The organism is Mycobacterium sp. 852014-52144_SCH5372336 (assembly GCF_001665615.1).
GTDB classification, from domain to species: Bacteria; Actinomycetota; Actinomycetes; order Mycobacteriales; family Mycobacteriaceae; genus Mycobacterium; species Mycobacterium neumannii_A.
Genome location: NZ_LZSW01000047.1, coordinates 130,195 through 146,972, shown reverse-complemented (window position 1 = coordinate 146,972; position 16,778 = coordinate 130,195). Strand labels below are relative to the sequence as shown.

18 protein-coding genes are annotated in these 16,778 nt (G+C 68.3%); 7 read left to right on the top strand and 11 right to left on the bottom strand.

Annotation, left to right across the window (positions count from 1 at the left end; translation table 11 throughout):
* The first annotated feature begins 17 nt into the window (after positions 1–17).
* Together dxs and A5759_RS11325 are read left to right on the top strand one after the other, a co-directional pair.
* A complete protein-coding gene (gene dxs / locus A5759_RS11330) occupies positions 18–1,931 on the top strand; it encodes a 1-deoxy-D-xylulose-5-phosphate synthase (RefSeq protein ID WP_068197464.1) in 1,914 nt (637 codons plus the stop codon).
* A 128-nt stretch (positions 1,932–2,059) separates the two neighbouring features.
* The gene (locus A5759_RS11325) at positions 2,060–2,974 is read left to right on the top strand and encodes an alpha/beta fold hydrolase (RefSeq protein ID WP_068197462.1); all 915 of its coding nucleotides are present in this window, start codon (positions 2,060–2,062) and stop codon (positions 2,972–2,974) included.
* On the opposite strand, the gene A5759_RS11320 is transcribed toward A5759_RS11325, so the two are convergent.
* Positions 2,971–4,269, bottom strand: a complete 1,299-nt coding sequence (locus A5759_RS11320) for a ribonuclease D (RefSeq protein WP_068197459.1) — start codon at positions 4,267–4,269, stop codon at positions 2,971–2,973. The genes A5759_RS11325 and A5759_RS11320 overlap by 4 nt on opposite strands.
* Before the next feature lie 2 nt (positions 4,270–4,271).
* Positions 4,272–4,808, bottom strand: a complete 537-nt coding sequence (locus A5759_RS11315) for a DUF3000 domain-containing protein (RefSeq protein WP_231744895.1) — start codon at positions 4,806–4,808, stop codon at positions 4,272–4,274.
* Positions 4,809–4,972: 164 nt separating this feature from the next.
* Here A5759_RS11315 and hemE point away from each other — a divergent pair, with 164 nt between their 5' ends.
* Genes hemE through A5759_RS11295 form a run of 4 tightly spaced genes read left to right on the top strand, consistent with a single transcriptional unit; the run spans position 4,973 to position 8,437 of the window.
* The gene (gene hemE, locus A5759_RS11310; RefSeq protein ID WP_068197457.1) at positions 4,973–6,037 is read left to right on the top strand and encodes a uroporphyrinogen decarboxylase; all 1,065 of its coding nucleotides are present in this window, start codon (positions 4,973–4,975) and stop codon (positions 6,035–6,037) included.
* A complete protein-coding gene (locus tag A5759_RS11305) occupies positions 6,034–7,389 on the top strand; it encodes a protoporphyrinogen oxidase (protein ID WP_068197454.1) in 1,356 nt (451 codons plus the stop codon). Before hemE ends, A5759_RS11305 begins: the two co-directional genes overlap by 4 nt.
* Before the next feature lie 4 nt (positions 7,390–7,393).
* Positions 7,394–8,089, top strand: a complete 696-nt coding sequence (gene hemQ / locus A5759_RS11300) for a hydrogen peroxide-dependent heme synthase (protein WP_068197451.1) — start codon at positions 7,394–7,396, stop codon at positions 8,087–8,089.
* 27 nt (positions 8,090–8,116) lie between these two features.
* Positions 8,117–8,437 (top strand): hypothetical protein, encoded by a 321-nt coding sequence (locus A5759_RS11295; RefSeq protein WP_082962081.1) that lies wholly within the window; start codon positions 8,117–8,119, stop codon positions 8,435–8,437.
* 70 nt (positions 8,438–8,507) lie between these two features.
* Here the strand turns inward: A5759_RS11295 and msrB are convergent, their stop codons facing one another.
* The 4 genes from msrB to A5759_RS11275 form a co-directional block, all read right to left on the bottom strand.
* Complete coding sequence (msrB, locus tag A5759_RS11290) at positions 8,508–8,921, bottom strand: peptide-methionine (R)-S-oxide reductase MsrB (protein WP_068197444.1); 414 nt, start codon at positions 8,919–8,921, stop codon at positions 8,508–8,510.
* 70 nt (positions 8,922–8,991) lie between these two features.
* Positions 8,992–10,305 (bottom strand): arabinofuranan 3-O-arabinosyltransferase, encoded by a 1,314-nt coding sequence (aftC, locus tag A5759_RS11285; protein ID WP_082962080.1) that lies wholly within the window; start codon positions 10,303–10,305, stop codon positions 8,992–8,994.
* A 36-nt stretch (positions 10,306–10,341) separates the two neighbouring features.
* Positions 10,342–11,907 carry an alpha/beta hydrolase gene (locus A5759_RS11280; RefSeq protein WP_068198261.1) on the bottom strand — a complete coding sequence of 522 codons (1,566 nt, stop codon included), beginning with the start codon at positions 11,905–11,907 and terminating at the stop codon, positions 10,342–10,344.
* A gap of 25 nt (positions 11,908–11,932) precedes the next feature.
* A complete protein-coding gene (locus A5759_RS11275) occupies positions 11,933–12,715 on the bottom strand; it encodes a pyrimidine reductase family protein (RefSeq protein WP_156616890.1) in 783 nt (260 codons plus the stop codon).
* Positions 12,716–12,749: 34 nt separating this feature from the next.
* Here A5759_RS11275 and zapE point away from each other — a divergent pair, with 34 nt between their 5' ends.
* Positions 12,750–13,769: a cell division protein ZapE gene (gene zapE, locus A5759_RS11270; protein ID WP_068197441.1), complete on the top strand. Its 1,020-nt coding sequence runs from the start codon at positions 12,750–12,752 to the stop codon at positions 13,767–13,769.
* Positions 13,770–13,836: 67 nt separating this feature from the next.
* Here the strand turns inward: zapE and A5759_RS11265 are convergent, their stop codons facing one another.
* From A5759_RS11265 to A5759_RS11245, 5 genes are all read right to left on the bottom strand, one after another.
* On the bottom strand, positions 13,837–14,367 hold the full coding sequence (locus A5759_RS11265) for a GNAT family N-acetyltransferase (protein WP_068197438.1): 531 nt from the start codon (positions 14,365–14,367) through the stop codon (positions 13,837–13,839).
* A gap of 6 nt (positions 14,368–14,373) precedes the next feature.
* Positions 14,374–14,865, bottom strand: coding sequence for a hypothetical protein (locus A5759_RS11260; RefSeq protein ID WP_068197436.1), 492 nt, complete (start codon positions 14,863–14,865; stop codon positions 14,374–14,376).
* A gap of 65 nt (positions 14,866–14,930) precedes the next feature.
* Positions 14,931–15,524 (bottom strand): methylated-DNA--[protein]-cysteine S-methyltransferase, encoded by a 594-nt coding sequence (locus A5759_RS11255; RefSeq protein ID WP_068197433.1) that lies wholly within the window; start codon positions 15,522–15,524, stop codon positions 14,931–14,933.
* The gene (locus A5759_RS11250; protein ID WP_068197429.1) at positions 15,521–15,994 is read right to left on the bottom strand and encodes an RNA polymerase sigma factor; all 474 of its coding nucleotides are present in this window, start codon (positions 15,992–15,994) and stop codon (positions 15,521–15,523) included. The genes A5759_RS11255 and A5759_RS11250 overlap by 4 nt, the downstream gene beginning before the upstream one ends.
* Positions 15,995–16,035: 41 nt before the next feature.
* On the bottom strand, positions 16,036–16,761 hold the full coding sequence (locus tag A5759_RS11245) for a Clp protease N-terminal domain-containing protein (RefSeq protein ID WP_068197425.1): 726 nt from the start codon (positions 16,759–16,761) through the stop codon (positions 16,036–16,038).
* Positions 16,762–16,778 lie beyond the last annotated feature (17 nt).

The window sequence follows — 16,778 nt, the reverse complement described above, 5'->3', positions numbered from 1 at the left end:
GTGCGTAGACTGAACGAATGCTTGAACAGATCCGCGGGCCCGCAGATCTGCAGCACCTGACGCAGTCGCAACTGAGCGATCTAGCACGTGAGATCCGCGAATTCCTGATCCACAAGGTGGCTGCCACCGGCGGGCATCTCGGCCCGAACCTCGGCGTCGTCGAGCTGACGCTCGCGCTGCACAGGGTGTTCGATTCGCCACACGATCCGATCATCTTCGACACCGGACACCAGTCCTACGTGCACAAGATGCTGACGGGCCGCAGCCACGAGTTCGAGAGCCTGCGCAAGAAGGGCGGCCTGTCGGGCTATCCCTCCCGCGAGGAGAGCGAACACGACTGGGTGGAATCCAGCCACGCCAGCTCGGCGCTGTCCTATGCCGACGGGCTGGCCAAGGCGTTCGAGCTGTCCGGACACCGCAACCGCCATGTAGTCGCCGTCGTCGGTGACGGCGCGCTGACGGGCGGTATGTGCTGGGAGGCGCTGAACAACATCGCCGCGGCGCGACGGCCCGTGGTGATCGTCGTCAACGACAACGGCCGCAGCTACGCGCCGACCATCGGCGGTTTCGCCGAACACCTGGCCGGCCTGCGGCTGCAGCCCGGCTACGAACGCGTGCTCGAAGAGGGCCGCAAGGCGGTGCGCGGCGTCCCGGTCATCGGCGAGGTCTGCTACCAGTGCATGCACTCCATCAAGGCCGGCATCAAGGACGCGTTGGCGCCGCAGGTGATGTTCACCGACCTGGGCCTGAAGTACGTCGGACCCATCGACGGCCATGACGAGCACGCCGTGGAGGTCGCGCTGCGCCGGGCGCGGGGCTTCAACATGCCCGTCGTCGTGCACGTCGTCACCCGCAAGGGCATGGGCTACGCGCCCGCGGAGAACGACGAGGCCGACCAGATGCACGCGTGCGGTGTCATCGACCCCGAGACCGGGTTGGCGACGTCGGTGCCCGGCCCCGGCTGGACGTCGACGTTCTCCGAGGCGCTGATCGGCTATGCGGCACGCCGCCGCGACGTCGTCGCGATCACCGCGGCGATGCCCGGTCCGACGGGTCTGACGGCATTCCGCCAGCGCTTCCCGGACCGGTTCTTCGACGTCGGCATCGCCGAACAGCATGCGATGACGTCGGCGGCCGGGTTGGCGATGGGCGGCCTGCATCCGGTCGTCGCGATCTACTCGACCTTCCTGAACCGCGCGTTCGACCAGGTCATGATGGACGTGGCGCTGCACAAGCTGCCGGTGACGATGGTGCTAGACCGCTCGGGCATCACCGGCCCCGACGGCGCCAGCCACAACGGCATGTGGGACCTGTCGATGCTGGGCATCGTGCCCGGTATGCGGGTGGCCGCACCGCGGGACGGTGTTCGGCTGCGGGAGGAACTCGGCGAGGCGCTCGACGTCAACGACGGCCCGACCGCGATCCGGTTCCCGAAAGGCGATGTCGGCGAGGACATTCCGGCTGTCGAACGGCGTGACGGGGTCGACGTGCTGGCTGTGCCGGCCGACGAGCTCGCCGGCGACGTGCTGTTGGTGGCGGTCGGTCCGTTCGCGTCGATGGCGTTGGCGGTCGCCGAGCTCCTGCGTAACCAGGGCATCGGTGTGACGGTCGTCGACCCGCGCTGGGTGCTGCCGGTGCCCGAGGCGATCACCGCGCTGGCCCGCGAACACAAGCTCGTCGTCACGCTCGAGGACAACGGTGTCAACGGCGGTATCGGGTCCGCGGTGTCGGCGGCATTGCGCCGCGTCGAGGTCGACGTGCCGTGCCGCGACGTCGGCCTGCCGCAGGAGTTTTTCGCTCAGGCGTCCCGCGGCGAGGTGCTCGCCGAAGTCGGCTTGACCGATCGCACCGTGGCCCGCCAGATCACCGGCTGGGTAGCGGCTCAGGGCGCCTCCGTCAGCGAAGCCGAGGTCAGCGAGCAGCTCGACTAGCGCTCCAGTCCCGCCAGTGTGCGTGTCTGTTCACCACACGCCGGGCGGGTTCAGCAGTTTGTGCACGCTCGTCGATGGGGTCGAGCCGCTCGAACCCGCTGCATGAGCAATCCGGTTAGGCTGCGGCGATGGATGCCGAGTTGGAGCGCTGGAAGGCCGCGGGCCGCTACTTCGATTACCTTGGCTTCGAGATCTTCTACCGAATCGACGGCCCGCCGCTGGGTGAGGCGCCGGCGCTGCTGGCCATTCATGGCTATCCGTTCAACTCGTCGGACTGGTCACTGATGTGGCCGACGCTGACCGATCGCTTCACCGTCATCGCACCGGACATGATTGGGATGGGCTTCTCCGCGAAACCCGTCGCCTACGAATACTCGGTGCTCGATCATGCCGACGTCCACGAGGCGCTGCTGGAGCACCTGAACGTCGAGCAATGTCACGTGCTGGCGCACGATCTCGGCGATTCGGTCGGCCAAGAACTTCTGGCCCGCAGCGAGTTCGGCCAGCAGTCGTACGGGTCGGTGCGTTATCAGTCGATCACCTGGCTCAACGGTGGGCTGTTCAACGAGGCCTACACTCCGCGCACCATGCAGAAGCTCATGTCGGGAACTCCACTGGGCGACTTGATGAGTCCGCTGCAGGGACGCAGTTCGCTGTCGCGCAAGATGCTCGAGCGAACACTCGACGAACTGTTCGGGCCGAACACGAAGCCCTCACGCGAGCTGATGGACCGCTTTCATCAGATTCTCGAATACAACGACGGTAAGCGCGTGCTGCACAAGGTCGGTCGATTCTTGGGCGACCGGTACACGCACCGCAACCGATGGGTGCGCGCCATGCGCCGAACCACGGTGCCCATGCGCCTGATCGACGGACCCGTCGACCCGAACTCCGGGGCACACATGGCGCGTCGCTACGCCGAAGTGATCCCCGACGCCGACGTGGTGATGCTCGCCGACGACATCGGACACTGGCCGCAACTCGAGGCTCCCGAGGAAGTGTTGCGCCACTTCCTGATTCACGTCGAGAAGGTGACCGCCTAGCCTCCGGCGGACCCCTGCTCGGCAAGCGCAGCGTCGGCCTTGGTCAGCGCCTCGGCCAGCGGAGGCACCGTCAACTCGCGTTGCCATGGCCGCGCGCCCGCGTCACGCAGAAACACCTCGATCACGTTCGCCCGGTCGTCGACCGGCTCCCAGTCCCAACACAACCGGCGCACGGTATCGGGGGAGAGCAGATTCTCGGTGGGCACGGAAACCCGTTGCGACACATCGGTGAGCGCGGCGCGCACCGCGTCCAGTCGCGCGGCGGCTTCGGGTTTGCGCCTGGCCCACCGGGACGCGGGCGGAGGACCGTTCGGCGGCTCCTGTGATGTCGGCAGGTCCTGCGTGGTGCGGGCCCGGGCGAGCGCGTCGAGCCAGACCTTGGCGCTGCGGCGCTGCCGGTTGCCGCCGAATATCGGCAGCGCCGTCAACTTTTCGACGGTGTCGGGGTCGGTGGTGGCGGCGTTGATGATCGCCGAGTCCGGCAGGATCCGGCCCGGCGCGATGTCGCGACGCTGCGCGATGTGGTCACGTGTGGTCCACAGTTCGCGCACGGCGGCCAGCGCGCGGGCGTCGCGGATCTTGTGGATGCCCGACGTGCGTCGCCAGCGGTCCCGGCGGGTCGGTGTCGCCTCGAACTTCCTGAGGTGCTCGAATTCCTGTGCCGCCCACTCGGTTTTGCCCTGTTCCTCGAGCACCGCGGCCACCGCGTCGCGCAGGTCGACGAGCACCTCCACATCGAGAGCGGCGTAGTTGAGCCATTCGTCGGGCAGCGGCCGCTTGGACCAGTCGGCGGCGCCGTGGCCCTTCGTGAGCTGCAGGCCCAGCAGCCGCTGCACCATCGCGGCGAGGTTGACCTTGTCGTAGCCGGCGAGTCGGCCCGCCAGCTCCGTGTCGTACAGGCGGACCGGCCGGATGCCGAGTTCGGCCAGACACGGCAGATCCTGGTCGGCGGCGTGCAGCACCCATTCGTCGGTGGCCAGCACCTCTGCCACGGGGGCCAGCGCTTCGACCGGATCGGCGCCGTGGCTCACCGGGTCGATCAACACGGTGCCGGCGCCGTCGCGTCGGATCTGGACGAGGTAGGCGCGGTTGGAGTAGCGGAACCCCGAGGCGCGCTCGGCGTCGACCGCGAACGGGCCGTGGCCGGACGCCAGCAGTTCGGCGGCCTTGCGGATCTCACTGACACTGGTCGACAGCGCGGGCACGCCGTCGCGGGGTACCAGCAGCGGCGTCGCCTCCGGCTCGGCCTCTTCGGGCGCGGCCACCTGCGGGAGGGCCTCGTCGGGATCGGGCATCGTCAAGCGCGGGTGCGTGAGCCGAGGTCGGTGACGCCCTGCGGCGGCAGCCCGGCGGCGTGCTCGAGCACCTCACAGAACGCCTCGACGTGCGGGCCCAACTCCAGCGTCGTCGCCGTCCAGGATGCACGCAGTTCCAACTGGTGGGCCCGGGGCGGGCCGGAGATGTCGCCGTAGCGCACCGATGTGGTGGCGGTGACGGTGCCGCCCAGGGCGGTGACGTGCTCGGCGCGCTCGGCAAGGGCGTCGACGAGCCAGCTCCACGCGACCTCGGGCAGCAGCGGGTCGACGGCTTCGCTGGAGTCCAGATCGGCCTGGATGTAGGCGACCAGGCGCATGGTGCCGTCCCAGGCGTCGGCGCCCTCGGGATCGTGCAGCAGGATCAGGCGGCCGAACGCGTCACCCTCCGAGCGCTCCGGCACGATCGCCGTCTCGGGATGGCGGACCTCTGCGCCCAGCGCATAGCTGAACGGCGCCAGCCGCTGCGGCGGGCGGATCGGGCCGAGCTCGATCTCCGGGCGGACGGTGGTGGCATTCATCGCCGCCACCGCTTCGCGAAACTGAGCCGGTTCGGCGGTGGTCACGACGTTTGACGCTAGACCATTCGAGCAGGTCTGTGCGCGTGGCGCGCCGATCTTGTTGGGCACCGATCCGGTCGAGGCGAAGCGGGCGCCGCCCGGTCCGCATGGCAGCATTGACAGCGATGAACACACGCCGTGAGCTGCCCGACTCCGCCTATCTGGCCGCCACCTGCGGCCGCAAACCCGGCCGCGTGCCGGTGTGGTTCATGCGGCAGGCCGGCCGTTCGCTGCCCGAGTACCGCGCACTGCGGGCAAAGAACACGATGATGCAGGCCTGCTTCGATGCCGAGCTGATCACCGAGATCACCCTGCAGCCGATCCGCAGGCACGGCGTCGACGCCGCGATCCTGTTCTCCGACATCGTGGTGCCGTTGCGGGCCTCGGGCATCGACCTCGACATCGTTCCCGACGTCGGCCCGGTGATCGAGCACCCGATTCGCACCGCCGCCGACGTCGCCGCGATGAGACCGCTGGAGCGGGAGCAGGTCGCGCCGGTCGCTCAGGCCGTCGCGACGCTGGTGTCCGAACTCGGTGACGTGCCGCTGATCGGGTTCGCGGGCGCGCCCTTCACTCTGGCTTCCTATCTGGTCGAGGGCGGACCGAGCCGTAATCACGAGCGCACCAAGGCGATGATGCTCGGGGAACCCGAGACGTGGCACGCGCTGATGACCGCGCTGACCGAGGTGACGATCGCGTTCCTGCAGGTTCAGGTGGACGCGGGTGTCGATGCGATCCAGGTGTTCGACTCATGGGCGGGGACGCTGTCGCTGGCCGACTACCGCAGCTATGTACTGCCGCACAGCACCCGGGTGTTCGCGACGCTGGCCGCCGCCGGAGTGCCGATGACCCACTTCGGTGTCGGTACCGCCGAACTGCTGGGCGCGATGTCGCAGGCGGCCTCCGGGCACGGCGCCCCGGCGGTGGTCGGGGTCGACTGGCGTACGTCGCTGTCCGACGCCGCCGCCCGGGTGGTCCCGGGGACGGCGTTGCAGGGCAACCTGGACCCGGTGGTGCTGCTGGCCGGCCTGCCGGTGGCCGAACGCGCCGCGCGTGCGGTCGTCGACGACGGCAGGCGGGCGATCGATGCGGGCGCCGCAGGGCATGTGTTCAACCTCGGGCACGGCGTGCTCCCGGCCACCGATCCCGAGGTGATCACTGAAGTGGTGGCGCTGGTGCATTCGCTGTGAGTGCATCGTATTGCGTTGTCGGCGGAGGGATCTCAGGTCTCGTCGCCGCGTATCGCCTGCGCGTCGCCGCGGGTCCCGACGCGTCGATCACGCTGTTCGACCCCGCCGACCGGCTCGGCGGCGTGTTGCGCACCGAGCGGATCGGCGGCCAACCGATGGACGTGGGCGCGGAGGCGTTCGTCGCGCGTCGACCCGAAGTCCCTGCCTTGCTGGCCGAGCTGGGCCTGGCCAACCGCCAGATCGTCACCACCGGCGCGCGTCCGCTGATCTACAGCCAGGCAAGGCTGCATCCGCTGCCCACCGGCACGTTGCAGGGGATACCGGCGCAACCGTCGGCACTGGCGGGGCTGGTGGACGAGGCGACGATCGCCTGGATGCACGGTGAACCCGATCGCCCGTTCTCGTGGCGCCCGGGTGCCGACCCGTCCGTTGCCGAGCTGGTCGGCGACCGGTTCGGCGAGCAGGTGATCACCCGTTCGGTCGAACCCCTGCTGGCCGGTGTCTACGCAGGCAACGCGGCGACCATCGGCGTTCGTTCGGCGGTGCCGACGCTGGCTGTGGCCCTCGACCGCGGCGCGAGAAACCTCACCGAGGCTGTTCGGGACGCCGCGCCGCCGCCGGTCACCGGGTCGGTCTTCGGCGCGGTCGACGGCGGCTACCGGGTGCTGATCGACGAGCTTGTCCGGCGCGCCGGGGCACAGTGGCAGCAGGTCACCGTGGAAGGGCTGCACCGCGGCGTACGGGGCTGGGAACTCGTCGACGACGAGGGCGTCCGCCACCACGCCGACGCGGTGGTGCTCGGCGTGCCTGCGCCCCGGCTGGCGCGGCTGGTCGCGAAGGTCGCTCCCCGAAGTGCGGCCGCGGCTGCGCGCATCCCGGTGGCGTCGACCGCGTTGGTGGCGGTGGCGCTGCCGGGCGGTACGCCGTTACCACAGCAGTCCGGTGTGTTGGTGGCCGGCGGTGAACGTCTGCGGTCGAAGGCGGTCACGCTGACGTCGCGCAAGTGGGGTCAGCGGGGCAGCGTCGAGTTGGTCCGGCTCTCCTTCGGGCGGTTCGGCGACAACGTGGCCCGCAGCGTGGGCGACGAGGAACTGCTCATGTGGGCGGCCGAGGATCTCGCCACGCTCTTCGGTGTCAGGACCGAGCCCGTCGACTACCACGTGCAACGGTGGATCGACGCGATGCCGCAATACGGGCCCGGTCACGGTGCGTTGGTCGCCGAGTTGCGCTCGGGACTGCCACCGACGATCGCGGTCGCAGGCGGTTATCTGGACGGCATCGGCGTACCGGCGTGTGTGTCGGCGGCCACCAGGGCGGTGGCGTCGCTGGTCACCACGCGCGTGGCACGATAGAGCCATGGCCAAGCTCGACTTCGACACGCTCAACTCCACCCTTCGCTACCTGATGTTCTCGGTGTTCGCCGTGCGGCCCGGGGAACTCGGAGAGGAGCGCGGCGCGGTCGTCGACGAGACCGCGACGTTCCTCAAACAGCAGGAGGAGCGCGGCGTCGTGGTGCGCGGCCTGTACGACATCGCGGGTATGCGCGCCGATGCCGACTTCATGATCTGGACACACGCCGACAACGTCGAGGCGCTGCAGGCCACCTACGCCGACTTCCGGCGCACCACCGCCTTGGGTCGCGCCAGCAATCCGGTGTGGAGCAACGTCGCATTGCACCGTCCCGCGGAGTTCAACAAGAGCCACATCCCGGCGTTCCTGGCGGGTGAGGAGCCGGGGAACTACATCTGCGTGTATCCCTTCGTGCGGTCGCTGGACTGGTATCTGCTGCCCGACGATGAGCGCCGCCGCATGCTCTCCGAGCACGGCATGGCGGCGCGCGGCTACAAGGACGTGCGAGCCAACACCGTCCCGGCGTTCGCGTTGGGCGACTATGAGTGGATTCTGGCGTTCGAGGCGCCGGAACTGCACCGCATCGTCGACCTGATGCGTGATCTGCGTGCCACGGATGCGCGGCGGCATGTCCGCGAGGAGACGCCGTTCTTCACCGGTCCGCGGATCAGCGCGGAGCAGTTGATCGATCGCCTGCCGTAACCGGCGTCGCTCGGTCATCATGGTCCGATGAGGATGAAGGCCCTGGCCACCGCGACGGCCGCCACCACCCTGTCGTTCGGCGCGGTTGCCATGGCGCCGAGCAGCGCGCAACCGGCGGACAGCGAAAAGTGTGCGCCGCGGTTCGGTCAGGTCATCGACATCACGGCCGGCGACATCGACTGCATCACCGCATCGGACTACGCCGTGAAGTACGACCTCAACGGCGACAAATACCAGGTCATCGGCCCGTTCACCTGCTACTCGGGCAACGCGATGACCGCGCCGCTGCTGTTCCAGTGTGTCGCTGACACCGAGGACCGCGCCGAGTTCGCCGTCTACCCGGCGTAGCTATTCGGCGCCGAAATAGCATTCCTGGTCGTGATCCTGGCCGATTCACGACCATCGCTTCTCGTTCGCGTCAGGAATTCGGCTTGAGCCGCAGCGAGATCGAGTTGATGCAGTAGCGCTGGTCGGTCGGAGTGGGGTAGCCCTCGCCCTCGAAGACGTGGCCCAGGTGGCTGTGGCAGTTGGCGCAGAGCACCTCGACGCGGTGCATCCCGAGCGAGTCGTCGGTGCGCAGGATCACGGCATCGGAGTCGGCGGGGTCGAAGAACGACGGCCAGCCGCAATGGGATTCGAACTTCTCGCTACTGCGGAACAGCTCGGCGCCACAGGCGCGGCACTCGTAGACGCCCTCGGTCTTGGTGTCGGTGTACTCGCCGGTGAACGGGCGCTCGGTGCCGGCCTCGCGCAGGACGTGGAACTCCTCGGGGCTCAGCTTCTTGCGCCACTCGTCATCGGTCAGCTGAAGTTTGGGAGCCGGTGTGGTCATGACTCCACGCTAGCGATTTTCTGCGCGACGCACCCGTTCCTCGGTGTAGGCGAACGCGAAGCCGTCACCTTCAGCTGATCGGCGGTGCGACGGGCCTCGCCGGTTTACCCGCACCGTCCGGCTCGGTCGGCGGCGGCTTCTTCAACCACGTCGGGTCGATCCCGTCGTCGAGTCGGCCCTCTGCCTTGGCGTCCAGATAGCGGAAGTACAGCACGGAGAAGACCACCACGAGCATCAGCCCCCACCCGTAGGTGAACTTCATGTACTCGAGGAACCGCCCCGTCGTGGGCCAGTGTCCGAGCAGCCAGCGGTCGGCGCTCATGAACCCGTAGATCGCAAGCCACGCAGGCCAATTACGCAGGACCGAGTTCGGTAGCACCACCGTCATCAGGAACGGGAACAGCATCATCGAGTAGTAGCCCTGGCCCAGGGACAGCACCAGGAACGAGGTGATCAACAGCACGCCCGATGACGTCGTCATCCAGAACAGCGGGTCGCGGGTGCGGTAGTACTTGTACAACAGCCACAGCGAGATCACGGCGATCACTGCAAACGCGATGCGCAACAACAGGATCAGCCACGTCGGCAGACCGTAGTAGATGCCGTTGCCGGCGATCGAGCTGTTGAAGTAGTCACGCGTGGTGAGGATGTAGGGCACGGTGCGCGTGACGAAGTTCATCGGGTCGCTGATCAACGGCCATGCAGCGGCGTTGAAGATCACCGGCACCGCGATGGCGGCGACCACCGCGCGCCACTGGCGGTTCAGCAGCGGCAACAACAACAGCGGCGCCAGAAGCGGTTTGACCACCAGCGTCAATCCGATCGCTGCACCCGCCAGCCATTGATGGTTTCGCCTACCGTCCAGCAGCCAGCGGAAGAACAGCACCTCGGCCAGCAGGATGCACCCGTTGATGTTGCCGAAAACCAGTGTGTTGATCACACTTTCGGTGCAGAACATCGCCGCCAGCAGAGCCGGCAGAGCGACCGAGCGGAAGCCGTAACCAAACAGTCGCACCAGGAAGTAGGCAGCCAACACGATCGCGATCGTGTTGAACGTGATGAACCAGTACCGCGAGGCGTCGACGGGCAGGTAGCCGAACGGCGCCATCAGCAACGTTCCGCCCGGCGGATACAGATAGTGCGGGTCGACGTGGTTGAAGTGCTCGTTGTAGATGTCCCAGCCCATTTTGAAATTGACGACCGCCCGATAGACGGGTCCGTAGTCGTCGGTGATGTAGCCGTTGGTCGCCAGCACGTAGCTGCGGTGGATGATGAACAGGATCGCCAGCGGCCACAGGATCACCTTCAACACCGACGTAACGCTGGGCGGGGAGGTCCGGGGCCGGAAGGGCGTCGTCAACGAACTGGCCACAAGATCGCGCACGACCGCACGGTACCCGACCGCAGTCGAGGTCAGGCGTCAGGCAGGGCAGAACGTATCGGTGTCCGGCAGGTTGCCGCTGTCGAGGTAACCCAGGACCGGCGGCAGCGCGCACGGCGAGTAGATCGAGGCGCCGTGCCCAATGCCCTGCCACATCACCCGCCTGTTGGCCGACCCGGCGTTGATCACCGTGGCCGCTACCGCGGCGACGCCCTCGTTGCCGACGATCGGGTCGTTCTGGGTGCCGAGCAGCAGCACAGGGATCTTGAGGTTCTCGGGCTGCTGGGGTGTCGCACCGCTCGGCCAGTTCAGGCAATCGACCAGGTTCAGCGCACCGACAGTGCCGAACTGCGGATACAACTTGTTCCAGGCCACGACCAATTCGCGCACCCGGTTCGGAGTGGGCCGATTCAGCGAATCACTACAGCCGTTGACGAACTGACCGTCGGTGTTCCGCAGGCTCTCGGCACGCGCGATCAGATCGGTGAACGGCGCGGGATCACCCGACTGTGCGGCCGCGATCGCGGTTGCCAGCGCATTACTCGACTCGATGCGGTCCCCGCGGGGGTAGGCCAGCGCGGTCGAGATCGCGTTGGCCACGGTCGCGACGGCGGCGCCGTTGGGTCCACGGCCCTGGCGTGCGGCCGACAGCAGCGCGTCCACCGCGCCCTTGGGATCCGGGCCCAGCGCACAGTTGGTCGCGGCGCACTGCGCGGCCCAGGCGTCCAGCGCGGCCTGCTCGCCCTTGACCCGCTGCTCCATCGCGGCTTCGGCGGCAATGCCCAGCGGCAGAGGAGAATCGAGCACCAGGCGCGCGACCTTGTTGGGATGCGACCCGGCATACGCGAGCGCCACCTGTGCGCCGTTCCCGACGCCCAGCAGTGCGAGGGTGGGCACGTCCCACGTGCTGCGCAGCCGCTCGATGTCTTCGGCGGCGTGGGAGTTGTCGTAGGCCGAATCACCGGGGGCGATGGTGTCGGTGCAGCTTGTGGTCGCGGTCTGCACGATGGCGCCCAGGTTCGCCACCGGATCGTCGCCGGACTGGAACTGCGCCTGGTCGAGCATTTCCTGGCGGTCGAACAGGTCGCGGCAGTCCAGCGCCCCGGACATGCCCATGCCACGGCGGTCGACGGCGACGATCGGGTGGGTGTTGAGCACATCGGTACCCGCGCGCGACAGCCAGACCGGTAGCTGCAGTGACGACGGCAGGTCCGAGCCGGTCGTCATCACCACGGGGCCGGCGTCCTGGGGGGTCTGCGGTCCGCGGGCGCGCACCACACCGATGCTGACCGAGCCCGACGCACCGTTGATCGGGTCGAGGTCGGCGTCGTAGGTGGCGCAGTCCAGCGTCACACCCGGCACGGAGGGCACGGCCGCGTCGCCGAACACCCGCGACGTGCAGTCGCGCCACGCCAGGTCGTTTTTGGGTGCTTCGATGGGCGGCGGGCCGTCAGCGGCTTGGGTCGTTTCCGGCTCGCCCTGAGGCCCCGCCCCGGAGTCGGTGGCGAAGCGGGGATTGGCCGCCAGCCCCGGCGAACACGCCGCGACGGACGCCACGACGGTCGCCAGGCTGAGAAGCCGAACCAGCTGACCACGCCGATGCATGCCGACCACAGTACTGATGCGCGGTTCAGTCGAGCCGCACGTAGCGGGTGTAGAGATAGCCGTCGTCGTCGCTCAGCACATGCGCCGGGCGCATCCGCGTCAGCACCTCGCCAGGGCCGGAAGCGATGCGGGGTGCCTTGCCGCCGACCAGGAACGGGGCCACCGTCAGACACAGCTCGTCGAGCAGGTCGTTCTCGATGAGCAGGCTGAGGATCAGCGGGCCGCCCTCGGAGAGCACCCGCAACAGCTTGCGCTCGGCGAGCGCCTGCAGCGCGGTCGCTGGGTCAACCTCGTCGGGCCGGGGGCCCGACGCGTCGATCACCTCGGCCACCCCGCCGAGGCGTCTGCGGGTGGCGTCGCAGGCCGCAGAGCAGGTCAGGATCAACGGCGGCACGTCGGTGCGGGTGAAGAACCGAGCGGCGGGGTCGAGGTCGCCGGATCTTGTGATGACGGCGATCGGCGGCACCTCCGCCTGGCCGCGCGCCTGCCGGGCGCCCCGCTGCGGGACGGGTACCTGCGCGCCGGAGTAGTTCTCGGTGCGCACGGTGGCCGCACCGACGAGGATGACGTCGGCGGCGTAGCGCATCTGCTCGAAGACGCTGCGGTCGCCGGCCGCTCCGAGCGCCGCGGTCTTGCCGCCGGCGGTCGCTCCGCCGTCGATGCTGGCGATCATGTTGCCGCGCACCCAGCACCGGCGCAGCTCAGCGGGGTAGGCGTAGAAGTCGCCGAGCCGCCCGTCGGTGCCGTCGATCGGTGCGCCGTCGGGCCCGAGCACTGTGAACTGCGCCGCAGGGGCGGTATCGGGCATGAAGATGATTGCAGCACGTCGATAGGGTGCGTGCATGGACGGGTCCGAAGCGGTGCAGCATCTCGTCGACCGCCACCCCGACGTCACCCCCGGCCGGTTGATCGCCCAACTCGCGCCCCCACCCACCTTCTCCGACGTCAGCTTCGACACCTACATCCCCGATCCCGCCGAACCGTCCCAGGCCGCGGCCGTGCAGTCATGCCTGGGGTTCTGCGATCAGGCACAGCAGCGTCGCGCGGGTAAGAAGAAGCTCTTCGGTCGCCGCGAGGTGCTGCCCGGTGTCGGGTTGTATCTCGACGGGGGCTTCGGCGTCGGCAAAACGCACCTGCTGGCCTCGTCGTACTACCGATTGCCGGAACCGAAGGCTTTCGCCACTTTCGGCGAATTAACCCAACTGGCAAGCGTTTTCGGATTCGTCGAGTGCATCGAATTGCTGGCCGACTACGTCGTGGTGTGCATCGACGAGTTCGAGCTCGACGACCCGGGCAACACGACGCTGATCTCGCGGTTGCTCTCACAGCTCGTCGAGCGCGGTGTGTCGGTGGCCGCGACGTCGAACACGCTGCCCGAGCAACTGGGGGAGGGCCGGTTCGCGGCCCAGGATTTCTTGCGGGAGATCAATACGCTGGCATCCATCTTCGAGACGGTGCGCATCGACGGGCCGGACTATCGCCACCGGGATCTGCCGCCGGCTCCCGAACCGCTTGGGGACGCCGAGGTTCGCGAGCGCGCCGCGCGGTCGCCGGGTGCGACGCTCGACGACTTCGACGCACTGTGCGTGCATCTGGCGACAATGCACCCGTCGCGGTACCTGACGTTGATCGAAGGTGTCGCGACGGTCTTCCTCACCGGCGTGCACACAGTCGACGACCAGAATGTGGCCCTGCGCCTGGTGTCGCTGACCGACCGGCTGTACGACGCGGGGATCCCGGTCGTGGCGTCGGGTGCCAAGCTCGACACCATTTTCAGCGACGAGATGCTGGCCGGCGGGTTCCGCAAGAAGTACCTGCGCGCGACGTCCCGGTTGCTCGCGCTGTCGCGGCAGCCCCTTTGATCGCGAACGTCGGTTACCCGCACGCCTTTCGCGGCCGCCACGTGCGTCGAGCCCACACTCGGCTCCGCTAGAACGTGCGCACCATCACGTAGTCGTTCTCGATGGCCGCGCCCAACCGGAAGGTTTTCGTGCCGCTGACCGCGAATCCGTGCTTGGCATAGAACCGCTGCGCACGCTGGTTCTGCTGGTTGACGCCCAGCCACACCGCCGCGGCGCCCAGTTCCTCGGCCATCCGCACCGATTCGCTCATCAGCGCGGTCGCCACCCCGGAGCCGTGGTGCTCGGGCAGCACATAGATCTTCGACACCTCGACCGCCGGGCGGGACTCGACCGCGCGCTGGACATCGGGGTCATCGGGCACACCCCGAATCAACATGGCGTAGCCGGTGATCGAAGCGGCGGTGCGCGCGACGAGCACCACTCGATCGGGGTCGACGAGGTAGTCGCGGAAGCGCGATTGCGACAGGTTCTCCTCGACGAACGCTGCGACGTTGTCGGGAGTCACCGCCGGGGGACAGGCGAGCGGAAACGTGCGGGCGGCGACGTCGGCGAGTTCGGGCAAGTCGGCGTCGACGGCCGCCGTGACGTCAATGCCCAACGGCGACTACACGTTCCACTGAGCCAGGTGCTCACCGGTGATCTTGTCGAGCAGCACCACGTTGGACACCAGGTCGCGGTAGCAGTCCCAGAACACCGCGCCGCTGACCGAGGATCCCGCGGGTGCGTTGGTCAGTTGGGCCTGCAGGGCGTCCGGAGCGTCGGTGTTGCGCGGTTCGTAGCTGTCGCCGGTCGGCGTCACGCCGCGGAAGCTGTAGGTGATCGACTGCGCGTACGGCGTCGGCACCTGGACGGAATGCACCGTCACCCAGGCCCGCCAGACCTGCTGGCGCGGGGGGCGCGGGGCGTAGCCGAAGCCGGGTGGAATGGGAGACGGATCGACGCTGTGCACGGTGATGTCGGCGACCAAACCCTTGAACTTCACTTGCAAGGTGTCACCGAGCCTGCCGATCGGGGCGGTCACCGCCGATGCGGGCGCAGCGACGATCCCGGCGGCAGTCGCCATGGCGACCACGAGGAGCACGAACCAGCGACGCATCCCCGAATGATCGCACAGACTGAAACCTGTTACAGACGCTTCCAGGCAGACCCAAGGGCGACGCCTCAGGCCGCCTCGAGGCTCAGAAGCGTCGACTTCGCCTGCGGGCCGCCGACGTACTGACCGGGTGTCCCGTCCGAGCGCACGACGCGATGGCAGGGAATCACCACCGGCAGGGGGTTGTGGGCGCACGCGCTTCCCACCGCCCGCACGGCGCGGGGGTTGCCGACGGCGGCGGCGACGCGCGCATAGCTTGCCCGCTGTCCGTAGCCGATGTCGCGGAGGTGTTCGATCACGCTGCGGCGGAAGCCCGCGGCCAGCCGTAGGTCGACCGGCACCTCGAACGCGGTGCGTTGCTTGGCGAAGTACTCGTCGAGTTGGCGTGCGACGGTGTCGAGTCGCGCGGGTGCTTGCAGGATGCGCGGACTGACGACCTCCGCCAGCCGGGTGAGCACCGCGTCCTGACCCTCGATATCGAAGGCGACGCGGACCAGTCCGACGGTGGTGGCGGCCAGCAGGAGCGGGCCGACGGGGCTGTCGATCATGCGGTAGGCCACGTCGAGCACACCCTGGTCGTCGGCGGCGCGTTCCAGCTGTCGGTGCAACCGGTCGAGCGTTGCGTTCTCGGGGGTCAGTTCATCGAAAAGGTTGAAGGTCATCGGCTTTCCTCACGGTAGATTTTGCGCAGGGTCTTGATGCCGTCGGCCGCGGCGCGGCGGGCGGCGTCCGGGGAATTGCCGAGCAGCGCGGCGATCTCGGCGAACGGCACGCCTGCGATGTGGTGGTAGGCGACGGCCTGGCGCTGCTTGGTGGGCAGTCGCGCCAAGGCGTCCCACAAATCGGGGTCGCGGGAGGCGGGGTCCCCGCGCGGTGAGGGCCGTTCCGGCAACGAGTCGGTGGGCGTTGGTCTGCGGGAGCGCGCGCGGCCGGCGTCGAGCGCGCGCCGGTGCGCGATCGTGACGAGCCACGCCTCGACATTGGCGTCGGCCGGCAACTGCGGGTAGGCGCGCAACGCCGACAGGAACGTCTCCGACCAGGCGTCCTCGGCGTCGACGGGACCGACGACCGCGCGGCAGACCCGCAGCACGGTCGGACCGTGCTCGGCCACCACGTCTTCGAACGGTCGCACCCTCACATCATGTAGACGTCGAAGGGTGGACACGTGTGAGATCAGTCCTTGGTGAACGCCCGCAGCGCGTCGAGGAGTTCGCTTTCGAAGCGGTCCTTGTCGACGCCGGCGCGGTGCAGCGGTCCGTCGTCGGCCTCGGCTTCCCATAGCGCCAGCAGGATGTGCTCGGTCCCGACGTAGTTGTGCCCCAAACGAAGTGCCTGACGGAACGTCAGCTCGAGCACCTTTTTGGCCGCGCTGTCGAACGGGATGAGCGTGGGAAGCTCCCCGTCAGCCGGCGACGGCAACGACACCACCTTCGACACCGCGTCCGCGTCGACGCCCTGGCCGGCGAGCAGTTTGGCGGCCAGGGCGTCGGGGTCTTTGAACAACGCCAGCAGGAGGTGATCCGATCCGATCTCGGGATTGCCGGCTGTGTGTGCGATGTTCTGGGCCTCGACGACGACGTTGCGGGCGCGGGGGGTGAACCGGCCGAAGCCCGCGTTGGGGTCGAGAAGATCGGCGTCAGTGGGTGTCTTGGGCACGAAGCGCTTCTGCGCGGCCTGTTTGGTGACGCCCATGCACCTACCGATGTCGGTCCACGACGCTCCCGAGCGGCGGGCCTGATCGACGAAATGGCCGATCAGGTGGTCGGCGATCTCGCCGAGTGACTCCGCCGCCAGCACCGCGTCGGTGAGCTGTTCGAGGGGTTCGGAGTGCACGGTCTTGATGACGTCGATGAGGTCGTCGAGCCGGACCGGGTTGGTGATCTTGGTGGGCCGCGTCATGGCGTCAACCTTAGGTT